General features: G+C 58.3%; 17 protein-coding genes. 10 read left to right on the top strand and 7 right to left on the bottom strand.

Annotated features, from left to right (window positions below; translation table 11 throughout):
* The first annotated feature begins 6 nt into the window (after positions 1–6).
* Positions 7–4902: an NEL-type E3 ubiquitin ligase domain-containing protein gene (locus tag BLR20_RS11455; RefSeq protein ID WP_054994048.1), complete on the top strand. Its 4896-nt coding sequence runs from the start codon at positions 7–9 to the stop codon at positions 4900–4902.
* A gap of 39 nt (positions 4903–4941) precedes the next feature.
* Positions 4942–6069, top strand: a complete 1128-nt coding sequence (locus BLR20_RS11460) for a GNAT family N-acetyltransferase (protein ID WP_054994047.1) — start codon at positions 4942–4944, stop codon at positions 6067–6069.
* Between the two features lie 290 nt (positions 6070–6359).
* Here BLR20_RS11460 and BLR20_RS11465 read toward each other — a convergent pair whose 3' ends face one another.
* The 3 genes from BLR20_RS11465 to BLR20_RS11475 form a co-directional block, all read right to left on the bottom strand.
* Positions 6360–8192 carry an ABC transporter ATP-binding protein gene (locus BLR20_RS11465; protein WP_010433381.1) on the bottom strand — a complete coding sequence of 611 codons (1833 nt, stop codon included), beginning with the start codon at positions 8190–8192 and terminating at the stop codon, positions 6360–6362.
* Between the two features lie 102 nt (positions 8193–8294).
* Complete coding sequence (locus BLR20_RS11470) at positions 8295–8858, bottom strand: peptidylprolyl isomerase (protein ID WP_003314459.1); 564 nt, start codon at positions 8856–8858, stop codon at positions 8295–8297.
* Positions 8859–9093: 235 nt separating this feature from the next.
* On the bottom strand, positions 9094–10017 hold the full coding sequence (locus tag BLR20_RS11475; RefSeq protein WP_032614945.1) for a LysR family transcriptional regulator: 924 nt from the start codon (positions 10015–10017) through the stop codon (positions 9094–9096).
* A gap of 67 nt (positions 10018–10084) precedes the next feature.
* Between BLR20_RS11475 and BLR20_RS11480 the strand changes: the two genes are divergently transcribed.
* A complete protein-coding gene (locus BLR20_RS11480) occupies positions 10085–10399 on the top strand; it encodes a hypothetical protein (protein ID WP_010433386.1) in 315 nt (104 codons plus the stop codon).
* 169 nt (positions 10400–10568) lie between these two features.
* Here the strand turns inward: BLR20_RS11480 and BLR20_RS28460 are convergent, their stop codons facing one another.
* Complete coding sequence (locus BLR20_RS28460; protein ID WP_054994046.1) at positions 10569–15401, bottom strand: M10 family metallopeptidase C-terminal domain-containing protein; 4833 nt, start codon at positions 15399–15401, stop codon at positions 10569–10571.
* A 267-nt stretch (positions 15402–15668) separates the two neighbouring features.
* Between BLR20_RS28460 and BLR20_RS11495 the strand changes: the two genes are divergently transcribed.
* Positions 15669–16547 (top strand): carboxylate/amino acid/amine transporter, encoded by an 879-nt coding sequence (locus BLR20_RS11495; RefSeq protein ID WP_054994044.1) that lies wholly within the window; start codon positions 15669–15671, stop codon positions 16545–16547.
* Between the two features lies 1 nt (position 16548).
* Here the strand turns inward: BLR20_RS11495 and BLR20_RS11500 are convergent, their stop codons facing one another.
* Both BLR20_RS11500 and BLR20_RS11505 read right to left on the bottom strand, forming a co-directional pair.
* On the bottom strand, positions 16549–17283 hold the full coding sequence (locus BLR20_RS11500) for an SDR family NAD(P)-dependent oxidoreductase (protein WP_010436074.1): 735 nt from the start codon (positions 17281–17283) through the stop codon (positions 16549–16551).
* Between the two features lie 78 nt (positions 17284–17361).
* Complete coding sequence (locus BLR20_RS11505; RefSeq protein ID WP_054994043.1) at positions 17362–17907, bottom strand: BRO-N domain-containing protein; 546 nt, start codon at positions 17905–17907, stop codon at positions 17362–17364.
* Positions 17908–18379: 472 nt separating this feature from the next.
* Between BLR20_RS11505 and BLR20_RS11510 the strand changes: the two genes are divergently transcribed.
* The 6 genes from BLR20_RS11510 to BLR20_RS11540 all read left to right on the top strand — a co-directional run bounded on the left by BLR20_RS11510 (position 18380) and on the right by BLR20_RS11540 (position 21993).
* Positions 18380–18904, top strand: coding sequence for an SMI1/KNR4 family protein (locus BLR20_RS11510; protein WP_074594686.1), 525 nt, complete (start codon positions 18380–18382; stop codon positions 18902–18904).
* A gap of 53 nt (positions 18905–18957) precedes the next feature.
* Positions 18958–19263, top strand: coding sequence for a hypothetical protein (locus BLR20_RS11515; protein WP_074594785.1), 306 nt, complete (start codon positions 18958–18960; stop codon positions 19261–19263).
* Positions 19264–19312: 49 nt separating this feature from the next.
* Positions 19313–19603 (top strand): hypothetical protein, encoded by a 291-nt coding sequence (locus BLR20_RS11520; protein ID WP_074594688.1) that lies wholly within the window; start codon positions 19313–19315, stop codon positions 19601–19603.
* 90 nt (positions 19604–19693) lie between these two features.
* On the top strand, positions 19694–20239 hold the full coding sequence (locus tag BLR20_RS11525) for a hypothetical protein (RefSeq protein WP_074594691.1): 546 nt from the start codon (positions 19694–19696) through the stop codon (positions 20237–20239).
* 511 nt (positions 20240–20750) lie between these two features.
* Positions 20751–21326, top strand: coding sequence for a DUF1349 domain-containing protein (locus tag BLR20_RS11535; protein WP_074594696.1), 576 nt, complete (start codon positions 20751–20753; stop codon positions 21324–21326).
* A gap of 202 nt (positions 21327–21528) precedes the next feature.
* A complete protein-coding gene (locus tag BLR20_RS11540) occupies positions 21529–21993 on the top strand; it encodes a hypothetical protein (protein WP_244158747.1) in 465 nt (154 codons plus the stop codon).
* 178 nt (positions 21994–22171) lie between these two features.
* Here the strand turns inward: BLR20_RS11540 and BLR20_RS11545 are convergent, their stop codons facing one another.
* Positions 22172–22609, bottom strand: coding sequence for a DUF3757 domain-containing protein (locus BLR20_RS11545; RefSeq protein ID WP_074594701.1), 438 nt, complete (start codon positions 22607–22609; stop codon positions 22172–22174).
* Positions 22610–22802 lie beyond the last annotated feature (193 nt).

Here is a 22802-nt window from a genome sequence, read left to right on the forward strand (position 1 = left end):
TCGACCATGTACACCCTCCGTTACAACCCCTTTGAAACAATAGAATCGTCTGTTGTACCCGCCTCAGTAACGCCCCGACCGCAGGACTCGGCCCCGTTCGAGGCGGAGCATGCCAACACCGAATTCATCAGGCTCAACTTGCCGGACTGGTATGTGGGTGCGCCCACGGCACTGCGCCAGGCGCTGCATGCCAGTCAGCAAGGCGCACGCCTTTACGCGCAAGCGCTGGAGCCGGTGCGCAACCGACTGTTATCGGCGCAGCAGTTTGCAGCGCCTTTGCTGTCGAAAGCGTTTGTCGAACGTTTCAAGCTCGACCTGGACGTTGAAGCCTTTCAACTGATGACCTGGCGCTACGACAAAACCTGGAACCCGGCCCCGCTCGAGCAGACCTTGCTTCAGGCGGCCTTGCAGAACTTCGCTCCCAGCAACAGAAGCCGCTTCGATCCCTACTCGGCAATCCTGCGTACAGGTGGCCTGCGCTACTGGCTGATCGACAGCGCCCAGCGCCGCTACAAGGTGGAATACCTTGACCGCCAGGCGATCGATCTCGAGCAGTTCGCTGATTTTTGCCATGAACTGGACTTGGGTCGTCAGTATCAGACCCATCTGGACAGTGTGTTCAAGCCACCAGGCCCAGCTGCGCAAGCGGTTGCCAGCGCGTTCATGGACAGCGAGCGGGCTGCCGTAGAGGTGCTTGCGCATATCGCCGTGATGAAAGGTGATATCACCGAAGCGGCGTACCAGACCCTGCTGGACATGGTGAAGTCCATTGACCAGCTGCGATGGGATGGCAAGGGCGTGCGTTATTGCCAGCTGCACATGCTCGACACCTACACGTTCCCCGGCTCGCTGTTACAGGGTGCCTTGCTGATACAGCAGGATGGCGCCAAGCCCGATGACGGTCCTTGTCTGGTCTACCTGCCTTCCGAGCCTTCGCATCCGATCAAACAGTTTGCGTCGCTGCGGGCCTTCAACGCCTGGCTGGTGACGGCGTTGGGCAACGAACACTATCGACGCTATTTCAGCCGTTTCGTCAGCCTCGGCCAGGCGCCGGCGTTTTTTACCAAACTGGACGCGCGGCTGTATCCCGCAGGGGATCGCACGCTGGACCCCGACGCCGACCTGGTCGTGCAGGCACAGCCCTTCTCGAAACCGCCATTCGAGCGGCTGTACGAGCATTTGCTGGCCAAAACCTATGACGACTCAAAGGCTATCGCGGTGCCTTCCGCGCAGGTGGACCAGCAGGCTCACGATGCACTGATCGAAAGCCTTGAAAACAATGGCATGAACCTGCTCAACGTGGCCGGGTTCTTTGTGCCGGTGCTGGGTGAAATCATGTCCGTGGTCGCCCTCTATCAGCTTGCCAGCGAAGCGTTCGTTGCTTACGAAGACTGGAAGCACGATGAAGTCGAAGACGCCATGCAACATGTCTACGACATCGGCGAAAACGTTGCACAGATGCTGACGGTAGGCGGCGTCGTGGGCGCGGTGAGCGGACTGCAACCCTCGATGTTCATCGAAAGCCTGGTGCAACGGCGTGTCGATGGGGCGGTGCGCCTTGGCAAGCCGAGCATCGATGCCTATGCCCATGCGGTCTCTTTGCCCGAGAACCTGAGCAGCAACGCCCTTGGGCTTTATGAGCACGATGGCAAGACCTGGCTGCCACTGGACGGCAAGCTTTATCGCATCGAGTCTGATGCGTCCGGCCTCAACTGGCGCGTCAGGCACCCGCTGAATGAGCGTTCGTACGCGCCGAGGCTCAAGCACAACGGTGCCGGTGCGTGGCGCCATGAGTGGGAAAACCCCATGGGTTGGGACGAGGTAACGGCATTCAAACGCCTGAACCCGACGTGTCATGCGCTCCCGGAAGAGGACATTCAGAAAGTCCTGCGCATTACCGGCACCCACGAGGCCTTGCTACGCCAGATACACGTCGAGGGCCTCCAGCCTCCGGCCTTGCTGAATGACGCCATTCAGCGTGTTGAAACAGAACGGCAATTGCACGTCTGTATCGAAGCTCTTCAGGCTGACGATGTGTCGCAGGTTCATGTGTCTCATATCGAGCCGTGGCTGAAACTGCTGGTGTCATCACCGCGCTGGCATGAGACCCGTGGCCTGTTACTGATCGACGCACAAGGGGCGCTGCTGGAATCCTGGAACGCGGGGTCGCAGATGACGCTGTCGTCCCATGTCACAGGGCCGACCGGGCACCTCAGTCAAGTGCTCGGCCAGTTGCTGGAAAGTCTGCCCGCCGATGAAGTCACTCGTCTGACCGGGAGCGACAGTGCAGACAAGACCGTTCAACTGCGCGGTTTCAAACGCTACCTGGCCGATTGCGCCCGGATGCACGTGGGTCGCCTGCTGGATGACGTGCAGGTGCTCAAAGGTCGCAGCAACGACCCGCATGTCCAGTTGATACAGCGCGACTTCGACAGTCTGCCGAGCAGCGTGGCGCTCGAACTCATCGGCATGGCCAGCGATGCAGACAAAGCGCGAATGACCACGGAAAAACGCATCCCTCTGGCGCTTGCCGAGCATGCTCGCGAGTATCAGCAGCAACTGCGGATCAACCGCGCCAACGAAGGTTTCTATCGAGCGGTGAGCGACAATCCGGACACACAGGCAGCGGGGCTGGGCATGCTGCAGTACGTGCCAGGCTGGCGGGGTGATGTTTCGATCGATCTGCTGAAGGATTCGCTGGAGGGCGACGAAATCGCCAGTCTCGACAGCGATCAGGCCGCAGTGCACCGACTGCTGGTCAGCACCGAAGGGGGCGTTCAGTGCTTCGAACCTTCAGGTGAATCGCTCGGTGAAGTCGATCAGCAATTCTTCCGGGCGTTGCTGCTGGCGCTTCCCGAACAGGTGCAGCTCGACATTCAGCTATCTGCTGGCGCGGATGAGCAGCAATTGCGCAGCCTGTTGCGCAATACGGCGGTCGAACGACGTGAGCGCATGGCTGCCGTTCTGCAATTGCAGCCGATCAGGCCGGGTATCAAATGGCCGCAACGCTTGCCCCATGGTCGTATCGGCTACCCGCTGAGTGGGCGGCTGCGACGTTTCTTTCGTCGCCTGGGCATCGGCGCTTCCAGGCACTCGCCGGAGCTTGCGGTAAAAAGCTTATACCCTGATTTTTCCGATGCCGAGGTGTCCGGCTTTCTGAGCGCGTTGCGCGCCGAGCACACCGGACCGGCGAGGGAGTTGTCGGGTTTTGTCAGACAACGATTGAGCAGCCTCGCCGATGAGTTGCGAGCGCTTCAATTGACTCTGGACACCTGGGTCGCAGAAACGCCTTTTTCTGCGTTGCGCAGGCCGAGGGAGGTCGCCGCGACACGCATTCACGATTGCTGGAAACGCTTGAGCGTTCAGTGCAGAAACTTTCAGGGTGATTTTTTAGGGTACGCGCTCGACCTGGATAATCTGCGTATCGGGCAACTACCGGATATCACGGCCAACTTCGACCATGTGGCGGTGCTGAAAGCGCGCGCCATGCAGCTTACCGATCCGCAAGCAGATGCATTATTGAAAAACTTCAATAGATTGCGTTCGCTGAGCCTGGACTTCAATGACCTGCGATCCTTGCCCGCTTCGATAGGGCAAATGCCTCAGCTTGCAGAGCTGTCCATCAGCCACAATCCGCTGATCTGGACAGAGTCCTCAAACATCGCATTGCAGAACCTGAACCGCCTGGAAATTCTGGACCTGAATTTTTGCTCGCTCGGCTCGGACGTCCCCATTAACGCGCTGAACTCGCTACGCCTGCTGTTTTTGCGCGGCACGGGCATCAGCACATTGCCGGCGTGGAACTGGCTGCGGTCTGAGCTGATTCGTATTGATGTGCGTGATAATCGCATCTCGGAAATATCCGTTGATGAACTCGATAACATCGAACGCTCTCTCAGCTCCTCGCGTCTGCACTTGCATCTGAACGGCAATCCATTGAATTCACCCACGCTGGAGCGCATCCGGTTGTTTCGCGAGGGCAGGCTGCGACCGCGTTGGGGTGTCAGCCAGAACCTGCGTTCGGTCGAAGCCGGACCTGACAGTGCACCGTGGCTTGCAGGCCTGAATCGTGAGCAGGTGAATGCCCGCACACGGCTGTGGCAAGACCTGCGCGCGTGCGCCGGGTCCACGGATTTCTTTCAGATGCTGAGCGATCTGACGCACTCGGCCGACTTTTCAAGTAACCGCGACGAGCTGATTGCGCGAGTCTGGTCGATGATCGAATCCGCTTCCGTAAACGCCGAACTGCGTACCCAGCTTTTCGATCTTGCCGCACACCCGCAGACCTGTGGCGATGGGCTCGCATTGGTGTTTGGCGACATGGAGGTGCGCGTCCAGGTGTTCTCGATCATGTCATCCACGCCGGAGGCCGCGCAGCCACGCAAGCTGTTCAAGATGACCCGCAGCCTGGACCGCCTGGATCAGGTTGAGAAAATTGCCCTGCGCGATATTGCGCTTCGTCAGGCAAGCGGCGAAAGGGTCGATGAAGCCGAAGTGCGTCTGGCCTACCGCGTCGGTCTGCAAGCGCGACTTGAATTGCCCGGTCAGCCGCGAACCATGCTGTTCAGCGCTATTGCCAGAGTGAGCGAAGCGGATTTGCAGGCGGCTTACAACGAAATCATCGATCGCGAAACCACCCCTGCGTTTTTCCAGTCGATGATTAGCCGGGAGTTCTGGATGAGTTACCTGGAAATTCGTTACGCCCCGGAGTTCGAACCGGTCAAGCAGCCTTTCAATCAGCGTTTGTCGGTACTTGATGAGAGGAGCCCGGATCAGCAATCCGATCAACAGTACCTCGAGCAGATTGGCGTGATCTCCCGTGAGCGTGAGCAGGCGATCAATGAATTCGCGATCAATCTTTCCAGGCAGATTGCGGAGGCGGTGAACATGACGCCTCAATAAGGGATATTCTTCACCCTGTCTGCCTATCGGGGAACCTGCATGCCTGTTCACGTAATCGACAGCCTCGCCAGCGTCGCGCCTGCCCAGTGGGATGCGCTGGTACCTGGCAACCAGCCATTCCTGCGGCATGCGTTTCTCAGCTCGCTGGAGGACAGCGGCAGTCTCGGGCCACGATCAGGCTGGCGTGCCGAACATGTGCTGCACTACGAAAACGATCAGTTGGTGGCGGCGTTGCCGGCCTACCGAAAGTGGCATTCGTATGGCGAGTACGTGTTTGATCACGCCTGGGCAGACGCCTGCCGCCGCGCCGGCATCGCCTATTACCCCAAGCTGCTGATTGCCGTGCCTTTCAGCCCGGTCGGCGGTTCGCGGATTCTGTCTGCGACGCCTCAGGGCGGCATGGAATTGCTCAGCGAGCTGCCGGCGTACCTGCAGCGTGAGGGGCTGTCGAGCGCGCACGTGAACTTTACCGATCCGGCGGCCGATGCTTTGCTTGAAACCCAGGAGGGCTGGCTGCAACGGATCGGTTGCCAGTTTCATTGGCACAATCGTGGCTACCGCGATTTCCAGGACTTTCTGGACGCATTGAGCTCGCGCAAGCGCAAACAGATGCGCAAGGAACGTGAGCAGGTGGCGGGGCAGGGCATCGAGTTTGAATGGCTCGAAGGCGCGCAGATGAGCGAAGTGCTATGGGACTTCGTCTATGCGTGCTACTCCAATACCTATGAGGTGCGTGGGCAGGCGCCTTACCTGACGCGTGAGTTCTTCAGCCTGCTGGCCGAGCGCATGCCCGAATCGATCCGTGTGGTCATTGCGCTGCAGGGCTCACGGCCTGTGGCGATGGCCTTCAGCCTCATTGGTGAAGACAGTTTCTATGGACGCTACTGGGGCTGCCTGGCCGAGTTTGACCGGCTGCATTTCGAAACCTGTTTCTACCAGGGTATGGACTACGCCATCGCCCACGGCCTGCAACGATTCGACGCCGGCGCGCAGGGCGAGCACAAACTGATCCGCGGCTTCGAACCGCAGATCACCCGTTCGTGGCATTACCTGATGCACCCAGGCCTGAAAGACGCGGTCAGCGAGTTCCTGGAGCAGGAGCGAGTCGGCGTGATGGCCTATGCCGAGGATGCACGCAGCGCGCTGCCCTATCGGCAGGCGGAGTAACCACCTGGCAGACCTTCAGCGACTGCACCGGCCCCTTCGTGAGCAAGCTCACTCCCACAAGTGCTGCGTACACCCAACCGGCAGGTGGGGTAGCTCGCTGCCCTGAAGATCTAGTTGCCCCTGAAGATCCTGTGGGAGCGAGCTTGCTCGCGAAGGGGCCAGCAGCCTCCCCATATACACCTGACCGGCCGGCGGGGTAGCGGCTAAATCACTGCCGCTAAAAATCTCGTGGCCCCTGAAGATCCTGTGGGAGCGAGCTTGCTCGCGAAGAGGCCTGCAGCTTCCCCATATCAATCCACGCCCACAAACCCACCGGTCTGATGCTGCCACAACCGCGCATACAGCCCGCCGTGGGCCAGCAGTTCGCTGTGCGTTCCGGTTTCGGCGACCTGGCCTTTCTCCAGAACCACCAGGCGATCCATGCGTGCGATCGTCGACAGGCGGTGCGCGATGGCGATCACCGTCTTGCCCTGCATCAACGTCTCCAGGCTCTCCTGAATCGCGGCTTCGACTTCCGAGTCGAGTGCCGAGGTGGCTTCGTCCATGATCAGGATCGGCGCGTCCTTGAGCAGCACGCGGGTGATCGCGATACGCTGGCGTTGACCGCCGGAGAGCTTTACGCCGCGCTCACCGACATGGGCATCGAAGCCGGTGCGACCTTCGGAGTCCGACAGCAGCGGGATGAACTCGTCGGCACGGGCCTTGTGGATCGATTCCCAGAGCTGTTCATCGGTTGCGTGCGGATTGCCATACAGCAGGTTCTCGCGAATCGAGCGGTGCAGCAGCGAGGTGTCCTGGGTAATCATGCCGATCTGCGCGCGCAGGCTTTCCTGGGTGATTTCGGAAATATCCTGGCCGTCGATGAGGATTCTCCCGCCTTGCACGTCGTACATGCGCAGCAGCAGGTTGACCAGCGTCGACTTGCCCGCGCCGGAAGGCCCGATCAGGCCGATCTTCTCACCCGGCTTGATGTCCAGGTTGAGGTTGTGAATGATCCCGTTGCCATTGCCGTAATGGAAATCGACCCCGTCGAACCTGACGCCGCCGTTTTCTATCTTCAGCGGCAGGGCGCCGGGTTTGTCATTGACCGTGACGGGCTGCGAGATACTTTCCAGGCCGTCCTGCACGGTGCCGATGTTCTCGAAGATGCCGTTGACCACCCACATGATCCAGCCGGACATGTTGACGATGCGGATGACCAGACCGGTGGCCAGTGCGATCGCACCCACCGAGATCATGGACTGCGTCCACAGCCAAAGAGCCAGACCGGTGGTCGTGACAATCAGTACGCCGTTCATGGTGGTGATGGTGGTGTCCATCGAGGTGACCACGCGGCCAGCCAGCTGACTTTTTTCGGTTTGATCGCGCATCGCTTCGCGAGCGTACTGCTGCTCGTGGTTGGTGTGGGCGAACAACTTGAGCGTAGTGATGTTGGTATAGCCGTCGACGATGCGGCCCATCAGCCTTGAACGCGCATCGGACGAATCCACCGAGCGCTGCTTGACCCTGGGCACGAAATACATCAGCGAGAGGATGAACGCCGCGATCCAGGTACCCAGCGGAATCATCAGGCGCCAGTCGGCCTCGGCGAACAGTACCATCGCACTGATCGCGTAGATCAGCACATGCCACAGCGCATCCACCGACTGCACGGCCGAGTCACGCAACGAGTTGCCGGTCTGCATGATGCGCTGGGCGATACGTCCGGCGAAGTCGTTCTGGAAGAAGTTGACGCTCTGTTTGAGCACGTAGCTGTGGTTCTGCCAGCGAATCAGGTTGGTCATGCCGGGGCTGATCGTCTGATGGACCAGCAGGTCATGCAGACCGACGAAAATAGGCCGCAGCAGCAGGGCCACCACCACCATCCAGATCAGTTCGGAACCATGAATGCTGAAGAAGTTCTCCGGCGGCGTGCTTTGCGCCAGGTCGATGATGCGGCTCAGGTAACTGAACAGCGACACTTCGATCAGCGCACCGATCAGCCCGACCACCAGCAGCGCAGTGAACGTCGGCCACACCTGACGCAGGTAGTAGAGGTAGAACGCGAAGACGGTATTGGGCGGGGCAGCGGTAGGAGCGTCTTTGAAGATATCGATCAGTTTTTCGAAACGACGATAAAGCATTGGCTATCACACCCACGCGACGTGGGTTCTCCTTGATAAGTGGAGGCTCTCCCGTCCGGACCGCACGAAGCCCGAAGGCTTCATGCGGTGCAGGTTTCCCGATCAGTTGACGCGTTTGGCGGACTTGATCAGGATCGGGTCGATTGGCACGTTTTGCATGCCTTTCTGAGTAGTGGTGCGGGCGTTGACGATGTTGTCGACGACGTCCATACCCTTGACGACTTTGCCGAACACCGCGTAACCGAAGTCGCGCGCGCCGTTGTCGAGCATGGCATTGTCGTTGGTGTTGATGAAGAATTGACTGGTGGCCGAGTTCACGTCCGACGTACGCGCCATGGCGATGGTGCCACGGACGTTATGCAAACCGTTCTGGGCTTCGTTCTTGATCGGATCCTTGGTCTGCTTCTGAACCATCTGCGGGGTGAAGCCGCCGCCCTGCACCATGAAGCCCGGAATCACCCGGTGAAAGATGGTGTTGGTGTAGAAGCCGCTGTCGACATAGCCCAGAAAGTTCTGGGTGCTGACCGGCGCCTTGGTGTCTGCGAGTTCGATTTCAATCTGGCCGAAGCTGGTGTCGAGTACCACGTGCGTGGCTTTGTCCGGGGCCGCCATCAGGTTGGCGGCGAACAGTACGGAGCAGGCGGCGAGAGCGATTTTTTTCAGCATGTGGCAACACGTCCTTCATTGAGAGATATCGACTGTGACCGGCAAGGTAACCACGTTTGGCTTTTTTTGCCCAGCGTGTTGGCGGGTTTGCAGCACTTCAGGCGATCAGGCTGTACCTCCATGAACCGCACAGAGTTTTCAGACTGCGTTGCTCGCGATGAATTCCAGCCGCGTGCGATTGACGTTCAGCGCATGGCCCTGGTGGTGCGACGAGCGCCATGTGTCTGCTCCTACGTCAGGCGTTTTGAGGCGTGCCGAGTGCAGCGGTGAGCGGTGCAGTGTCAAAGCTGCGGATCAGGTCGATCAGAATCTGCGTCGCCGGGCCCAGCGGCCGGTCCTTGCTGGAGTAAAGATAGAAAGTCGGATTGCGGCTGCCGCCCTTGTCCAGGCGCAGGGGCTTGAGCAAGCCTTCGCGCAGTTCACGCTCAATCATGTGCCGCGGCAGCCAGGCGAAGCCCAGACCGTTGCTGACGAAGGTCGCGGCGGTGCCCAGGCTGCCGACGGTCCAGCGCTGTTCCGCGCCCAGCCAGCCGAAGTCGCGCGGCTGCTGCCGGCCGGAATCGCGGATGACGACCTGCAACTGGCTTTCCAGGTCCTGAAAGGTCAGCTCGCGATTGGCCTGATGCAGGGCGTGGTCCGGGTGAGCGACGGCGACGAACTCGACGGAACTCATCTCGGTGCCCAGATGCCCGGCAATGCTGTAGCCGCTGATGGCCAGGTCCGCGACGCCTTCGAGCAGTACCTCCTCGACGCCGGAGAGTACTTCTTCACGCAGTCGCACCCGGCAGCCGCGGCTCTGCGGCATGAACGCGGTCAGCGCCCTGACCAGACGCGCCGAAGGATACGCCGCGTCGATCACCAGGCGCACTTCCGCTTCCCAGCCCTGTTCCATATGGTGGGCGAGGTCTTCCAGTTGGCTGGCCTGCTTGACCAGTTGCCGCGAGCGGCGCAGCAGTACACCACCGGCATCGGTCAGCACAGCCTTGCGCCCGTCGATACGCAACAACGGCACGCCGAGCTGTTCCTGCATGCGCGCCACGGTGTAACTCACCGATGATTGCGAGCGATGCAGCGCTTCGGCGGCCTGAGCAAAACCACCGTGATCGACCACGGCCTGCAACGTGCGCCACTGGTCGAGAGTCACGCGGGGCGCTTTCATGCTGTAATTCCTCTTAAAGTACGGGCTTATTGTTCTACTCTGACAATCCCGACTTGGAGATTGCCGAATGAATCGACTGTGTTGTGCGCTGCTGGCCATGTTGCCTGTGACGGCTCTGGCGTACCCCATCGAGGTGGAAAAACAGTACCAGGGCGTGAAGATCGATTATGTTGCCCACGACGTCTATCACGATACCGGGTCAATCACCGTCAACAACTACGGTGAAGTAGACGCCAAATGTTCGGTGGTGTTCATCAACGGGCCGGAGGCACCGCGCACCCGGCGTGTGCAGGTTGGCGCAGGCAAGAGTCTCGACGTTTCATCCCGATTCAATCGCAGCATCATAAAGTTGCGAATCAGGCTCAGCTGTCAGCCCGCCTGAGAGTAGAGCGCTCTTATGGATAAGACAAATTTATGGGTGGGAGCACAGAGGCTTCGCGTTTTTATGCAACGCGCTGGTGTTTGACCGGGGTTGCGGGGATGTAACTGATGGTGCAGCCCCGTTTCCAGGGCTGCTTTTGTTTGGTTATGAGGGCAAGGCTTCGGGACGGTCAGACAATGATGTCGGCGGCCTGCAGCGACTGCACGCCGGTGAGCTGGATTTCGAAGTCCGCGCCGACGTTGTCATCGATATTGCCGTACAGCACGCCGTCGGCAAAACGCAGCTCACCGCTGTTGTTGGCGCTGAACGCCGCGTTGCCGATGAACACGAAGGCATCGTTGCCATCGGTCAGCGGGCGGGCATCGAAGCCGGAGAAGTCCAGCTTGTCACCTTCGGCTGCCTTGAAGCCATTGATGATGTCGCGCAGTCCGCCCAGGCCCGTATCGCTGATGCCGTTGAACACGTAGTGGTCTGCGCCGGTGCCGCCGATCAGCGTGTCAGCGCCTGATCCGCCGATCAGCACGTCGTCGCCCGCGCCCCCGGACAAGGTGTCATTGCCAGCGCCGCCACTCAGGGTGTTGGCGTTCTTGTTGCCGGTCAAGGTGTCGGCAAACTGGCTGCCGATCAGGTTTTCAGTGCCCTTCAGTGTGTCCAGACCCGAACCGCCAGTGGCTTGCTGGGCGCTGGTGTTCAGCGCAACTGTGACGCCGTCCGTCGCGAGCTGATACGACACGGTGTCATTGCCATCGCGACCGTCCATGACGTTGTCGCCAGCGCCCGCATAAATCACGTTATCCAGGGCATTGCCGATGGCATTGGCGGCCCCGCTGCTGTTGATGACGATGTTTTCCAGATTGGCCCCCAGCGTGTAACTGGCCAGCGAGCTGTACACCGTATCGACGCCGCCCACCTGTGCATCGGCATTGGTCTCGACCACCCGGTCGGCGGCATCGTCGACGTAATAGCTGTCCGATCCATCGCCGCCAGTCAGCATGTCGGCACCTGCAGAGCCGTCGAGAATGTTGTTGCTGGCATTGCCGATGATGACGTTCTTCACGGCGTTGCCGGTGCCGTTGATGGCAGACACGCCGGTAAGCAGCAGGTTTTCCAGGTTTGCGCCCAGCGTCCAGCTGACAGAAGACACCACGGTGTCCACCTGCGAGGGCGAGTCATTGCTTTCGGTGACGGTATCAAAGGCGTTATCGACAACGTAGATATCGTTGCCATCGCCGCCGCTCATGTCATCCGCGCCCTGGTCGCCGTCCAGCACGTCATTGCCTGAACTGCCGACCAGCGTGTCGTCATCGCTGGTGCCGAAGATGTGGCCGCCTTCGTTCTGGCCACTCTCGAAAATGGCGGCCGGGTCGTTGTTGTCAGCGGCGTTGCCATGAAAACCCAGGTCATTGGCGATGAAATCGGCCAGGCGCTGGCCGACGATCTCGGCGGACTCTTCATGCAAGTGCCAGACGTCATCGGGGTATACCAGCGGGTTGACCTCGTAACGCAGGGGCAGATCGGTGTAGTCGACCGCCAGCTTGACGTCGGCGCGCTCAGCGGCAATGGCTTCCTGGACGCTTCTGACGTACCCGGCACCCTCGACGATGGCGTTGATCTTCTCATCGGTGTAGCCACGTGCCTTGGCCGCTTCAGTCTGGTAATGCCCGGTTTCGGCCATGTACACGGTGAAGTCGCCGATCTGCGCGTGCAAGTAGTCGAACACTTTCAGCGTCGAGGCCTTGTACAGCTCGGCTGCCGCTTGCTTGTCAGTGGCGCGGGCAATTTCCTGAGCGGCTTCTTCGCCCTGGCCCCAGATGATTCCGGTGGTCACTTTGTCGATGGCAGTCAGCGACGCCAGTTGCGACTTGAGCAACTCCGTGGCGCGCAACAGCGCAGGGCCCGGCTCATTGGTGTCGACCAGCCACCAGGAAACACGCAGCTCTTCCTGAGTGCCGGTCGAGTAGCCGACCACGGTGCTGCCGCCCACGGCGAGGTCGATGCCGTCACCGTTGGCGTCGGTGAACTGGCTGCGCACGTCGTAATCGGTGTAGCGGGTCAGGTCCTTGACCATTTCCGAGGTGCCGGACTGGTTATCGTCTTCGGTCATGCGCAGCAGGCGCGCATTGGACTGGCCCAGGGTCGGCAGGTAGAGAATCTCCTGCGTTTCGCGCTGGCCGAACACGAAGTCCGCATCGGTCAGGGTGTCGATCAGGTTGCCGCTCAGGGCGATTTCGAAGCGATTGCCGTCGGCGTCCGGCGTGGCGGACTTGATGTAGGTCTTGTCGCCCGTTTCGTTGAGGGTCATGTACAGCGTGTGATCCTCGCCGTTACCCAGCCCCAGAAAGCCCAGGGCCGAGACGTCTATCTTGTCCTGGCCGGGGGTGAAGTCATAGATCGTGTCGGTGGCAGTCAGGCCGCCAGCGTCGTAATCGCGGTAGCTGTCGGTCAGTGCGCTGTAGACGAAGGTGTCGGCGTCAGCGCCACCGTACAGGGCGTCGCGTCCTGCGCCACCGTTGATGATGTCGGCGCCGGTATCGCCGCGCAGTGTGTCGTCACCGCCCAGTCCCAGAATCGTGTCGTTGCCTTCAGTGCCGTACAGCGCCTCGGCATTCTCGGTACCGGTGAGAATCCCCGGCGTCACGTTGCCCACGGTGATGGCGAAACTGTCGGCCACCGAAGCGCCGGTGGCGTCGCTCGCGGTCAGCAATACCGAGTAAAGCCCCGATGCCGTGCCGCCCGGTGTGCCGCTGAAGGTCAGGGTCTTGCTGTCGAACTTCAACCAGTCGGGCAGGGCGCTGTTATCGGCCAGGGTCGCGCTGTAGGTCAGCGTGTTGCTGTCGGGGTCGCTGAAACTGCCGGGTTGCACGGCGTAGGAGAACGCCTTCAGCTCGGTGACATTCTGGTCCATCAACGGCGTATTCAGGACTGGCGCCTGATTGGCGGAGGCTGCCGTGGAGAAGATGAAGTTGGACGCACTCAGTTTGTCGGCCAGGTTGCCTTGCAAGGCGATCTCGAAGCGATTGCCTGTGCTGTCGACCGCATCGGTCTTGATGTAGGTCTTGCTGCCGTCGGCGTTGACGGACAGGTAAATGGTGTTGGCGCTGCCATCGCCCAGGCCGCGCAGGCCGATGCTGGACAGGTCGATGCGGTCTTCGGCAGGGTTGAAGTCGGTGATCGTGTCGCTTTGCTTGGTGCCGCTGGCGGTGTAATTGCGATAGCTGTCCAGGCGCGAGTTGTAGATGAACAGGTCCGCGCCTGCGCCACCGGTCAGGGTGTCGGCGTCGGCTCCACCGGTGATCGTGTCGGCACCCGCGCCGCCGTCGATGCGGTCCGTACCGGCATTGCCGTTGAGGACATCATTGCCGTCGGTGCCGGTGAGGGTATCGCCGCCCTCCGTGCCTTCCACGACCCGCTGGAATGTGAAATGGCTGGCATTGAGCGTGTCTTTCAGGTTGCCGCTCAAGCCCAGCTCGAAGCGGTTGCCGCTGGCATCGGCGTCGAGTGATTTGATGTAGGTGCGGTCCAGTGTGGCGTTGTAGCTGATGTTCAGCGTACCGGCCTTGCCGCTGCCCAGGCCGGTAAAGCCGAGGTTCGAGAGGTCGATGCGGTCCTGGCTGATGTCGAAGTCGGTGACCAGGTCGGTGGCGCTGGTGGTCGCGGTACGGTAGCTGTCGGTCGGCTGATCGAAGCGAAAGGTGTCGGCCCCCGCGCCGCCGGTGAGCTTGTCGGCGCCGGCACCGCCGACCAGGATGTCGTCACCCGAACCGCCGTTCAAGGTGTCCTTGCCCGCCAGGCCGAAGATCAGTTCGTGGGCCGCGCCACCAGTGATGACGTCGTTGCCCTCGGTGCCATTGACCGTCACCAGCGGGAACGCATCACCTGCAAAGCTGCCATCGCCATACACCAGGGTCAGCCCCTTGCTGGTGTGGCTGATGGTGTTGCCGACGATGCTGTTGCGATCGGTGCCGTCTTCGTTACGCTCGGCGACGCCGTAGGTGGAGTTGTCACTGCCGGTGATCGTGTTGCCACGGATCAGGTTGTCGCTGCCGCTGAAGAACTTGCCGGACACGCCCGAGGTGTCGTCGTAGGACTGAATGATGATTTCCGGAACCGGCGAGCCCAGCGAGTTGTTGCTCAGGGTGTTATCGAAGATATCCACCCCGGAGCTGCCATAAATGCGCACGCCGGCATTGCCGTTGTCGTGGATGTCCACGCCGCTGACCGAGACCTGGCTGGACAGCTTGATCAGCACGCCCTCTGCCGCGTTGCCATACACCGCGCCGCCGGTGATGGTGATGTTGGCGGGCGATGGGATGTTCTCGCTGCCGCGCTGCACCACGATGCCGGTGCTGCCATTGTCATAGGCAACGTTGTTGCTCAGGGTGAAGTCGTGGGTGCTGGTGACCACGTTGAAGCCGTGGCGATCGTTGTTGTAGGCGACGTTGTTTTCAAACACGCTGTCGCTCAGGTAATCGGCCACGAAGCCGTCCAGACCGTTGCCATGCGACACGCTGTTCTTGATCACCATGTTGACGGTCTGCTCGTGCGGGTCGAAACCGTAGCCCGAGCAATCCTTGATCTCGACGCTGTCGAGGGTGACGTTCGAATCCTTGCCGTCAGAGCCTGGGATGTAACCGTTGAACCAGCCGTCCACCTTGCCGGTGGTGGCGTCGCGGTTACCGTCCAGCGTCAGGTTCTTCATGCCGAAGTCGTGGGTTTCTTCGCCATAGGCCGAGCGCACGATGCCGGTCACCTTGGTGTCCGAGCCATCCGCGAGCTTGATGATCGTCTCGCCCATGCCGGCACCCGACAGGGTGACGTTGCTCTTGAGCATCAGGCAGCCATCCGAGGGCTCCTCGCCACCGGACACGACGTACGTCCCGGCGCCCATCACAACTTCCCCGCCGCCTGCCGCAGCGGCTGCGTCGATCGCGGCCTGAATGGCCGCTGTATCGTCAGTCACGCCGTCGCCCAGTGCTCCGAAGTCTTTTGTGTTGAATATCATGGTGTTACTCCAGGCGACGAAGAATGTGGATGAAATGAGTCAATATTGCAGCGTCGGGATGATAAGACCTTTTTATGTGGAAAAGTTGCCGATATGGGCTATATTTTCGTCGAAACCGACGACATGTACGTCAATAATGCGACTGTCATATTTGTGACGGGTAACGCGGGGCGCGGCGACGGGTTGGCGTCAAAAAGCGGCGGCCTTCGAGTGGACAGTGAGTGACGCAACCGCTATGGTCGCGCCCTTCAAAAATGGGGGCGGGGCATGGGTTATCTACTTTTCGTCACACTGATTCAGGCGTTTTCGTTCAGCCTGATCGGTGTCTATCTGGCCGGGCACGTCGACAGTTATTTCGCGGTGCTGGTCCGCGTGGTGCTGGCGGGTCTGGTATTCATTCCGCTGACCCGCTGGCGTCAGGTCGAGCCACGTTTCATGCGCAGCATGCTGCTGATCGGCGCGCTGCAATTCGGCGTGACCTACGTCTGCCTGTACCTGAGTTTCAGGGTGCTGACGGTACCGGAAGTGCTGCTGTTCACCATCCTCACACCACTGCACGTGACCTTGATCGAAGATGCGCTGAACCGGCGCTTCAACCCCTGGGCATTGCTGGCAGCGCTGGTCGCGGTGCTGGGCGCCGGGGTGATTCGTTACGATGGCCTGGACGGCGACTTCCTCGGTGGCTTCCTGCTGCTGCAACTGGCCAACTTCACCTACGCCGCCGGGCAGGTGCTGTACAAGCATCTGGTGGCGCGCCACCCGAGTGACCTGCCGCACTACCGACGCTTCGGCTACTTCTACCTCGGCGCACTGGCCGTGGTTCTGCCCGCGTTCCTGATGTTCGGCAACCCGCAACACCTGCCCGAAGCGCCGACCCAATGGATCGTGCTGCTGTTTCTCGGCCTGTGTTCGACGGCGCTGGGCATGTACTGGTGGAATAAAGGCGCGTGCATGGTCAACGGCGGCACACTGGCGGTGATGAATAACCTGCATGTGCCGCTGGGGCTGTTGATCAATCTGCTGATCTGGAACCAGCATGAGGACTTCGCCCGCCTGCTGATCGGCGGCGGGGTGATCGTGGCATCGGTGTGGATCAGTCGGTTAGGCGTGCGGCGTGTGCCGGAGAGTGTTTCCGGCACACGTTGAGTCAGACGTGCTGGCCGCCGTTGACGTGAATCTCCGCTCCGTTCACGTAGGACGCGCCAGCCGTACACAGAAAGTAGATCAGCGAGGCGACTTCCTCGGGCTTGCCCAGCCGGTGCATCGGCACCAGCCGCTCGACAATCTCGGCGGTGCCGGGTGACAGAATCGACGTATCGATTTCACCCGGCGCAATGGCATTGACCCGTATCCCGTGCGGGCCGAAATCGAAAGCCATTTCCCGTGTCAGCGCCGACAGTGCCGCCTTGGACGTGGCATAGGCGACCCCGGCAAACGGGTGGACCTTCGAGCCGGCGATCGAGGTGACATTGATGATGCTGCCCTTGGCTGCCTTCAACTCGTCAAACAAACCCCGACCCAGCAGCGCGGTGGAGAACAGATTGACGTTGAACACCTTGATCCAGGTGCTGTAATCCGACTCCAGCACACCCATGCGCCCGCCATCCTCGGTCTTCGGTGAAACGCCGGCATTGTTGACCAGCGCATCGAGCCGCCCGCCGAGCTTGTCCTTGATCGCCGCCATGCTCTCGCTGACGCTGTCGATGTCTTCAAGATCCAGATGAATGTGGTTGAGCAGACCTTCAGCCCACGGGCAGTCAGCGACCCAGTTCTGCCGCGATGCCGTAAACACCTCCCAGCCAGCGGCATTGAAATGCTTGACCGTGGCATGACCGATACCCCGGCTTGCGCCAGTCAGCAAAAGCTTTTTCTTGTCGCCCATGAGTGCGTTCCGGTTTTTAGGGTGGATGCATCATGTTTTTTGGTGGGTAGGGTGTCAACGGGGTTTACGCAGTACCGGTCAGGCGGCATTGCGCATTGGGTTGATGTGCTTCAACACCCTGCGCCATAACGGCCGCTTTGGCCGGGGCGCTGCCTCGGCTACCACATTCGGCATGTCGCGCAAGCGAACCCAGGTTTCGCTGCGCCAGTGCAGCACGCTCAGCGATGTGCCCGGCCATTGCAGCTGGCTCATTCTGGGGTTATCCAGCGTGACGTTCTGTTGATCATGCAAGGTCGTCAGCACCTCATGCGTCAGCCACTGACGCAGCGCGCGGTTCTCCGGCACGTAATGATGAACCAGCAGCGCCAGCACGCCGGACTCGCTGATCATCAACTGCCGCTGGCACTCGCCATGAGCTTCCAGCCAGACCTCGCGACGCTGATCCGCATCGAGCTTGAGCGTGGCGCGCTCATCCAGCGCCCTGCCCATCAGGCGGGCAAGGTCGGCCAGGCAGAACCAGGCTTGAGATTCGGTGAAAATGGCGCGAAGGGTGCGGCGGTGGCGGAGGAAGAGGGTGGCTTCGAAATGGGGGGTATGGGTCACGCAGGGTGTTGCAGTGAACATGGGTGCAGCTCCTGGATATGAGACTGCCACAAGACGTCGTCAAACGAATGGGTGGCAGCTGTGCGAAGGTTGACGAACCGGTATCCAGGAAACCGGCAGACCCGAAGGTCTCCGACGCACAGCCGCCATAGCACGTACTTCAAGTTTAGCTTGATGCAGTGTGTGGGGCGCTGACACGCCTGGATAGAGCGGATCGTCAAATCCGGTCGCTGATTTGGCAGCGAACGGCGGGGAGGTTAGCGTGGCAGGGATGGGGTGGCAAGGGTGTGGGGGTGGGTTTGGGGTGTAGGAAAAGTCGTTTTTTCTTGGGTGGGTGAGGTGCGTGAGGTTTTGGATTGTGGTCAGATATTGAATTGTCTTGCAGGTTCATGAGGGGGCATGGGTACATAGCCCGGGTAAAAATAAAGCCCGATCATTATTCAGGGCGATACCGTATTAAATAGTGAGCCGGCCTGTCAGAGAAAGGGTGAATATGCCTGTTATCCATAGAGAAGGTTTACAACAAGCTGACGTGGAATTGCTAGCATCTGAGATGGGTAGAGTACTGCCAGCAGACTACAAAAGATTCTTGATGAGGATGAATGGTTTTTATATAGGGGCTCCTGATTATGTTATTTTGCCTCTGTCTGCGGCTGACGACGTTATCATAAGTTTTGATCGTTTCTTTGGTTGGCTGCCTGATGAGTCCTGCAACGATATAGTCGCATTTAATCAAGAGTTTTCTGGTGAGCTTGATTTTCTGCCTCAGGCAATCACTATCGGTGAGGATGGGGGTGGCAATCCTTATGTGATACTGCAAGGCAGTGAAGAGGTTGCTGCAGGGGTTTACTATTGGGATCGCACTCATTTACATGCTTCAGACGAACTCAAATCGCCTTGCATTGCCGAAATAAATGAATGTGGAAATCTCTTTTTCATGGCTTCCGATTTTTTCCAGTTTTACGATAAGATAATCTCTGTCATGAAGGGGGCGCCACAATTTATAGAAGAAGCTTAGCTCATGAAGGGGCACCTGCAGGCATGGAGTATCCGGCGGATAAGGATGTGGTTATGAACGTTGATCAGGCTGTTGATGCTGTGTATGCCAGGCTGGTTGGAAAACACTCCATTCCGGAAAAAATCCGGTTTAGGGTCGAGGTGTCTGACGAGGAAGTTTCTGAGCTTTTTTTGGCAGTTGACTTTTTAATTGAGTGTTATAAAGGGCAGGCAGTTATTCCCAAAAGAATAGCGCTTGCTTTTGTTGATATTTATGTCGGCTTTAATATTAATGACGATGTCTATGATGAGCGCGAGCGTTGCAGATATGAGAATATTGGAATCGCTCTTCAGCAGAAAGCTTATGATTTGTTTGACTGATACAGCGTTGGCCTCAATGGTAGATGCGTTGTAAAAGACAAGGTGTGCAATGAGCGAATTTGACCTGGAAGCATTACTTGGCAGTATTTTGGCCGATTTGAGCGATATTGCATCGGCGCATGGCGGGCGCGGACTCGGGTCGATCATTCTCGATTATGAGAAAACGTTGACAGGCTTGTTGCAGGGGACGCTAAGTGCCAACTTTATCCGTGATAAGCCTAGAGCGTATCTTGAGATTTACAGTGATTATGAGCATCCAGTTCTTAATAGGATGATTGTTGCTCAAGAGCATGTGCATCTTTACATTAAGCGCAATCAAGCGGGTGGCCATAATGCATAGTCGCCAATTCAGTACGGGCAACGTTTATCTCGATTGCCGAGAAGATAAAGCCTGTAGAGTGGTACGGCGTGTCCGTTCGGGTGGAATCGTATGCAATGGAATTTGATTTTTGAGCACGAATCCGTTTCGGCCCTTCTCGGCAAGCTGAACCATCAGGAAAAAACACTGCTGATTGCCTGCTATCTCTATCGGCAGGTTCGGCTTTTGAGACGGTTCGATAACGTCTATGCCACCGACCTTAGTAGCCTTTTTTCGAGGTCGTTAGACATTGCTCTGTCGGGACACAGGGCATCAGTTGAAGCTATTGAACGTGTGGTAAGCAGCCGTATACCTGACACTGAAGAGTACACCGAACAGGAGGGCGCTTATGCACAAAATCTGGTCATCGCGCTGGATTACTTTTTGTTGTTTCTGTTAGAGGTTGACGAGGCCAAACTTCAAAGCTGTATAAATATGGCGCTTCAAAATCTGGATCTATTAAACTTCGAAGCCGATGAGGGGTACGATGAGGTCAAGGTCACCATGGGGGAAATCGCAGTCGTATCTGGGTTGGTCGCTGATATTTTGAGCTTTAGACCCTCGCTCGATAGAGGCGTCGACCTGCTGGAGGGGTTAGTGAGTGAATATAAAATTTAAGGCAATGAAATAGAGCGACTGACAATTGAGTCAGTCGTCTTTTAAGTGCTCAACCATTATCGAGCGCGCCAGCATGGATGGTAAAAATGGCCTTCAAAAAAATAGTGATAAAGACCCCGCTGTACGCTGTTTATTTTATGTGCCTCCTTACGTATGCACTCTTGCACGGATCAGAGTATGACTGGATGGAGCCTGCTTCCATCGTGCCCTCCATCGAAGATGGGGGGAGCAGTCGGTCTGTGGTGCGCGGTGCCGCAGTTGTTATTGTTCTAGTGGTACAACTATTAATCTGCATAGCAGGTTCTCGGCGGGAGGCGCTTGCCACTGTCGTCTTACTCGGGGTCGTCCTTGCTGTTTACTGGTGACGTCAAAGCATTCACCAGCACAACCTCCACTAACCTGTCTTACTACCGCATATTCGAGTGGCATCACATTCGGATCGAATTTTGAACATTGCCTCGCTGTCCCAGCCAGTAACCTCTACCCTCAACAAACCCACACAGGAGGCGACATGTTCGACAAAGGCATCTGGCTGAACCAACCCCGGCATTGCAGCGTGACGGACGAGCGTCTGACAGTCACCACAGACCCGCAAACCGATTTCTGGCAGCAGACGCACTACGGCTTCTGCCGCGATTCGGGTCATTTTCTGGGTGTTTCGGTGACCGGTGATTTCACTGCGCAAGTGCATGTGCAGGGGGATTTCAAGACGCTTTACGATCAGGCGGGCTTGATGGTCCGCGTTGACGAGCGCAACTGGGTCAAAACCGGCGTTGAAGTCAGCGACGGAGCCCTGATGCTGGGCAGCGTTTTAACCTGCGGACAATCCGATTGGGCCACGGGTGCGTTTGATGAGTCGTCATGCGGCCTCTGGCTGCGAGTCACCGTCGCCAAGGGCGTGCTGCGCATTCAGCACTCCAGCGACGGCCTGCGCTGGCCGCTGCTGCGCCTGGCGCCATTTCCAGTGAGTGAGTCTTATACCGTAGGCCCGATGTGCTGCAGTCCGGAGCGGGGAGGGCTGGAGGTGGTGTTCTCTCATTTCGAGGTCATGCCTGCACTGGGCAAGGATTTGCATGATTTGACGTGAGTGGCTTACCGGTAGGCTCTTGCCGCCCACTGCTGGCTGTGGATGGGTCTACCTTCGGACCTCAGTTGTGCATAGTTCTGATTCCTCAGCCTTAACTTTTTACAGACAGTAGCTGTAGTTTAACTATGAGCAGTCGATACCTTCGGGTGCTTTTCCTCTTTGTCTTGGTGTGACCTTGAATAGACCTGTCCTGATTTTTTGCGTGGCTTTTCTTACCGGATGTGTGGGCCACTATCAGCAAGCTAAGTTGGCAGAGCCCCACTCCACGATAGAGGCCGCGTGGGGTAAAACTGACTTTATCCACGAAGGGTTTCAAGGGTACTGGGCTTACTACGATGCTCATTGCCAAGACACAGATGAGACCGGCGCTCTTGGCGCTGTCTCTCAAACTGAACCGGAGAAGAATCGCTTTCTGATTAAGCCCGAGAAACGCATTTATCTGAATTCACTCATTGTCGGGGTCAAACGACTGGAGGATCGCTACCGCACTTGGGTGCAGGTAAGCTGTTTGAACGTCAGCAGCTTCATTCCTAAGGAGGGCGCGACCTACAAGGTGACTCCTTCAGCTTTCGAAGGCCAATGTTCGTTATCGGTAATAGACCGGCAGACAGGGAAGCCGCCAGCTTCGCTCATGATCGAGCCTGTAAGGAAGGAGTGCGGGCTTTAACGGGCCTATACCAAAACGCCCCGCTGGGTTGATGATGAATACTCAGCGCCTAGCATGTGCTGAGTATTCAGCACTCCATCGACGGGCTGCACTGGGCAAGGATTTGCATGATTTGACGTGAGTGGCTCTTCAGCGAGCCGTCGTGGGGCTCGCTGAAGAGCGACAGGGTTATTTCGTGTTACTGAACGACAGTGAACTTGCAGTTTTCAGGTGATGTTTTTTCACACACGCTATAGACAAGACCAAAAGGCCCATCTTCTTTCTTCCAGACACCGCTTGCAGTTTTTACGGTGAAATCCTTATTGTTTTTAGCGATGAAACGCATGTCCAGCGCCTCGCGTCCACCTATGTTGTAGGTACAGTGTTGCAACATCTGAGGTGCGTCTGCACCCTCTTGAATAGCGATAGCCAGGTCAAAGGACTGCACAGGCATTTTCTTTGTCACAACGCCTTGCAGCACGCCGGTCCACTCGCCGTCATGGCCGCTCGCCCGGTAGACACCGGGTGAGACCTGTTCGATCTTCGAGACTGCAGGGCAGTTTTCCGTTGCTTGAGAGGCCAGGGACATACCCAGCAGGGAAGTAGCCATTGCGGCGCTGATCAGTAATTTTTTCATGATATTCCTTAAATTGATTTAATTCTTGATGTGTATATAAGCGTATGTGTAGGTTTTTTACGCAGTTAGGCCGAGCGGGCTTGTTTCCCAAGTCCGCTAGTTGGTTGCATATGGCTATCTAGTGTGTAGCAAGAAATGTGTTGCTTGTTATCTCGTTATTAAGCGAGGTGCGTGCTTCAGTAATAAATTGATC

The sequence above is a fragment of the Pseudomonas congelans genome (assembly GCF_900103225.1).
GTDB lineage: Bacteria > Pseudomonadota > Gammaproteobacteria > Pseudomonadales > Pseudomonadaceae > Aquipseudomonas > Aquipseudomonas congelans.